This window comes from Mesorhizobium sp. M6A.T.Ce.TU.016.01.1.1, assembly GCF_003997065.1.
Taxonomy (GTDB): domain Bacteria; phylum Pseudomonadota; class Alphaproteobacteria; order Rhizobiales; family Rhizobiaceae; genus Mesorhizobium; species Mesorhizobium mediterraneum.
The window spans coordinates 1-3963 of record NZ_RZTJ01000063.1 but is presented as its reverse complement, the minus strand read 5'-3'; the positions used below and the strand labels follow the sequence as shown (position 1 = coordinate 3963).

General features: G+C 62.0%; 3 protein-coding genes. 1 reads left to right on the top strand and 2 read right to left on the bottom strand.

Going from position 1 to position 3963, the window contains the following annotated elements:
* Positions 1–125: 125 nt before the first annotated feature.
* Both EOC94_RS33015 and EOC94_RS33010 read right to left on the bottom strand, forming a co-directional pair.
* Positions 126–1103, bottom strand: coding sequence for a transketolase C-terminal domain-containing protein (locus EOC94_RS33015; protein ID WP_127295798.1), 978 nt, complete (start codon positions 1101–1103; stop codon positions 126–128).
* On the bottom strand, positions 1100–1981 hold the full coding sequence (locus tag EOC94_RS33010) for a transketolase (RefSeq protein ID WP_127295796.1): 882 nt from the start codon (positions 1979–1981) through the stop codon (positions 1100–1102). The genes EOC94_RS33015 and EOC94_RS33010 overlap by 4 nt, the downstream gene beginning before the upstream one ends.
* 98 nt (positions 1982–2079) lie before the next feature.
* Here EOC94_RS33010 and EOC94_RS33005 point away from each other — a divergent pair, with 98 nt between their 5' ends.
* Positions 2080–3459, top strand: a complete 1380-nt coding sequence (locus tag EOC94_RS33005) for an aminotransferase (RefSeq protein WP_127295794.1) — start codon at positions 2080–2082, stop codon at positions 3457–3459.
* Positions 3460–3963: the final 504 nt, after the last annotated feature.

The window sequence follows — 3963 nt, the reverse complement described above, 5'->3', positions numbered from 1 at the left end:
CGCCGAGCCTGCGGCTCGGGCTGAGCAGTCCGCCGGGCATCACTGCGCTGGCGCGCTCGATGAGCGACGTGGTGTTGTCGTGATTGATCATCTGAATCCGTGCTTCGCTGTTATAGTCCGTCGGTTCAGCCGAGCGCTTCGAGGGCGGTGGCCTCGATTCCCGCCGGGTCCAACCGGTAATGCTTGTACAGATGCGTCGGCGGCGCGATCAGACTGTATTCGTCACGGATGCCATGGCGTATCAGCCGCGCCGGGCTACCTGCCTCCGCCAGGGTCTCCGCCACCGCACCGCCCAGACCGCCTAGGATGTTGTGTTCCTCGATCGTCAGAATGAAGCGGGAGTGGGCCGCGGCTGCCAGCACGGCCTTGGTATCCAGCGGCTTGATCGTATGCATATCGATCAGTCCCACGGACTTGCCCGCGGCGCGCAACGCGCGGTAGGCCTCCCGTGAGGGATGGACCATCGAGCCGCAGGCGATGATGGTCAGGTCCGACCCTTCGCCGTGGACGATTGCCTTGCCGAACTGGAAGTCGACGCCGTCTTCATAGACCACCGGTTCCTGGCCGCGGCCAATGCGGAAGTAAATAGGCTGCGCATGGTTGACCGAAGCCTTGACGGCAGCCGCCAGTTGCGGGCCGTCGGCCGGCGCGACGACCGTCAGGTCGGCGATGCTTCGCATGATGGCAAGATCTTCCGTCGCATGGTGGGAGGTGCCGTAAAAGCCGAGTGAAATGCCGGCATGATGACCGATGAGCCGCACCGGCAGGGCCGAATAGGCGACGTCGGTCCGGATCTGTTCGCAGCATAGCAACGCGAGGAAGGAAGCGAATGTAGCGACGAACGGCATCGCGCCGGTGGTGGCCATGCCGGCAGCGGCCGAAACCATGTTCTGCTCGGAAATGCCGAATTGCGTGAAGCGCTCCGGAAAGCGTTGCGCGAACCGAACCAGCCCGTTTGAATATTGCAGGTCGGCCGTGCCCACCAAGATGGGATGACCCTCTTCAACCAAATTAATGAGTGCGTTGGCCAGGTAGCTCAGGCCAGGTGCGCGTGCGTTGATCTGGCGGTATTGCCAGGAGTTGGGATCGATCGGGCTGTTCATTGCGCTTTGCCTCCACGCTTGATTTCATCGGCAGCCAAGGCCTCGTCCGATGGCGCCAGATAGCCCAGATGCCAGCCGGGTTCGGTTTCCATGTAACCGACGCCCTTACCTTTGGAGGTTTTGGCTATGATGCAGACGGGCCGAGTTCGATTTGTCTCGGCCTTCAGCTGTCTCAGAAGCGTCGCGAGCGCCGCGACGTCATGACCGTCGACCTCGTGCACCTGCCAGCCGAATGCTGCCCATTTGTCTGTCAACGGCTCTATACCGATGATGTCGTCAACCTGACCGTCGAGCTGGTATCCGTTACGGTCGACAATGGCGATCAGGTTGCCGGCCTTGTGGTGGGCCGCGGATAGTGCAGCTTCCCAAACCTGGCCCTCCTGCATCTCGCCATCGCCAAGCAGGACATAGACATCGAAGCGTCGGTCGGCCGCGCGACCGCCAAGTGCCATGCCGAGACCGCCGGACAGGGCGTGACCGATCGAGCCGGAGCTGAAATCGACGCCGGGCACCTTACGCATGTCAGGATGATCGCCAAGCGGATTACCCAGCCGGGTATAGCCGTCGAGAACGTCCTTGGAGAAGAAACCCCAGTCGACCAGCAGGGGATAGAGGCCGACCGCCGCGTGTCCCTTGCCCATAAGGAAGCGGTCGCGATCCGGCCATTGCGGCTCGCCGCGCTTGAGCCGCATCGCGTCGTAGTAGAGCGTGGCGAATATTTCCGCGCAAGAAAACACCGAGGAATAGTGGCCAACCTTGGCGATCTGGATGAGGCGCAGCGTCTCGAGCCGTACGAACTCGGCCTTATCCCGCAAAAGGGCGGTCCGCTTCGCGTCGGGTTGTAAGGCGATGTCTGATGGGGCGTGTTGGTAGGGCATGAGCGTGACTCTCAGGATCATTTCTACTCGACAACTTATAAGTTATAAGATATTTGTCGCTGACGCAACCGCCCATCTGGTCGCGAAGGAGAATTTTCATGAAGAACGAATCGCGCGTGCTGGACATGGCCAGACACTTTCATTCCCAGACGGATCCGCGCCTGCATGAGGATCATGGTCCGTTGACGATCGTGGCCGGCGAGGGCGCGACCATCGTCGATGACGCCGGCAACCGCTACATTGAGGGGATGGGCGGACTCTGGTGTGCCTCGCTCGGCTTCAACGACAGCCGGCTGGCTGACGCGGCTGACCGCCAGATGCGCAAACTGGCCGTCTACCACACCTTCAACCACCGTTCGAACGAGCCTTCCGTCGAACTCGTCGAACAGCTCGCCGCGTTGGCGCCATTCGACGACGCGCGCGTTTTTCTGGTCGGCTCCGGTTCGGAAGCCAACGACACGATGGTCAAGCTCGCCTGGTATTACCAAGCCGCGCGGGGGCGTCCCGACAAACGCAAGATTATCAGCAGGTTTGGCGCCTTCCACGGCAGTACGATTATGGGCGCGGCGCTGAGTGGGCTGCCGCACATGCATAAGTCCTTCAATCTGCCGCTGCTTCCCGTCATATTCGCGGCGCGGCCGTTCCAATATCTTGATGGTCTGCCGGCCGAGGCGGAGCGTGACTACGCCACGCGCTTGGCCCAAGAACTCGAAGCCCTAATTCTAGCGGAGGGGCCCGAGACAATCGCCGCGATGATCGCCGAGCCGGTAATGGGGGCCGGCGGCGTGCTGGTGCCACCGGAGGATTATTTTCCAAAGATCCAGGCGGTGCTGCGCAAATACGACATCCTTATGCTGTCCGACGAGGTGGTCTGCGGCTTCGGACGCACGGGGAACTGGTTCGGCAGCCAGACATTCGGCATGGAACCGGACATGCTCTCGATCGCCAAGGGGCTTTCATCCGGTCACCTGCCGATCGGCGGCGTCATTATCTCCGACAAGATCTACCAATGCGTCGCTGACGAGGCCCACAAGGTCGGCGTGTTCGGCCACGGTTTCACCTATTCCGGTCATCCGGTGACAGCCGCCGTCGCCGCCGAGGCGATCAGGATTTATCGCGAGGTCGATCTCGTGAACCAGGCGCGTCGTCTTGGCGATTACCTGCACAGAGCGCTCGCCGAAGCGCTCGGCGACCATCCGCTGGTCGGCGAGGTCCGCGGCCGCGGCTTCATCGCGGGGATTCAGATCGTCGAGGATCGCGCCACCCGTCGCGCCTTTGCGCCGGAGCTGCGAATTGGCACCGATGTCGAGCGGCGGTGCCGCGATCACGGCGTCATGATCCGCAACATGGGGGACGTGCTGGCGATTTGCCCTCCCTACATTATTACCCCCAACGAGATAGACGCCCTGGTCGACGGCGTTCGCGCGGCGCTTGACGAGACTGCGGCGGCGCATGTGCAGGCCGACCAGCTGGCATGAGCGTGCAAGGAGCTCAGGAGCTGGTTGACCCAATAAACAGTTCACCGCAGCCAAATCAGGAAGGTTCCCCCCGCATGGTGTCTGATCGCTACGTCGAATTACGACTCCCACGATGCGAGCAGCCGCGAACTGGTTTCCTCGCTGGGTTCATCGGCGAGAACAACAAGCTGATCGGCGTCGTATCGCGCCGGCGACATGGCGAGTGCTAAGCGGAGATCAAACGTCCGAACCGACGGACGCCAAATATCGCGGCGGCGAGATGTTGCGCACCGGCTGGAGTGCGGCCGGGGTTGTCGTCCTGCTGTCCCACAAGGGGGCCCCGGCAAGGCGCGAGCCAGCACAAGTCAAATCCTGATCAGATGAGCCGAACGGAGGCTAGACCATGCTTCAGAAAACCAGCCATTTCATGCGCCAGGCCAATCTCATCAATGGCGAGTGGGTGCAGGCCGACAGCGGCCAGACGGTCGACGTCAACAATCCGGCCACCGGCCTCAAGATCGGCAC